Consider the following 476-nt stretch of genomic DNA (forward strand, 5'->3'; position numbering starts at 1 on the left):
ACTTTGTGATTCATGACTGGGGTGAAGTCGTAACAAGGTAACCGTAGGGGAACCTGCGGTTGGATCACCTCCTTACCTGAAGATACCTTCCCGCGCAGTGCTCACACAGATTGTCTGATAAAAAAGTAATGAGCAAAGCGTCTTGCGAAGACAGACTTAAATGTCCCCTTCGTCTAGAGGCCCAGGACACCGCCCTTTCACGGCGGTAACAGGGGTTCGAATCCCCTAGGGGACGCCATGCTCGGTGACAGGTGAAAGATGTTGCCCACATATCTTAAAGATGACTTACGAGTCATGTTTAAGATATTGCTCTTTAACAATCCGGAACAAGCTGAAAATTGAAACGACATGACGCGTTCATTCTCCGTAATAAGAATGAAATGGCGACATGTTCGAGTCTCTCAAATGCTTACAGTCTGCAGCGTGAAAACGCCTGTGGGTTGTGAGGTTAAGCGACTAAGCGTACACGGTGGATG

At 47.9% G+C, this 476-nt stretch carries 1 tRNA gene and 1 rRNA gene; both read left to right on the forward strand.

Features of this window, described 5'->3' with window-relative positions:
• Positions 1–75, forward strand: a 16S ribosomal RNA gene (locus FJW00_RS01780); the annotation flags it as partial.
• 87 nt (positions 76–162) lie between these two features.
• Positions 163–238, forward strand: a tRNA-Glu gene (locus FJW00_RS01785).
• Positions 239–476 lie beyond the last annotated feature (238 nt).

This window comes from Pantoea anthophila (assembly GCF_006494375.1).
Classification (GTDB): Bacteria; Pseudomonadota; Gammaproteobacteria; order Enterobacterales; family Enterobacteriaceae; genus Pantoea; species Pantoea anthophila.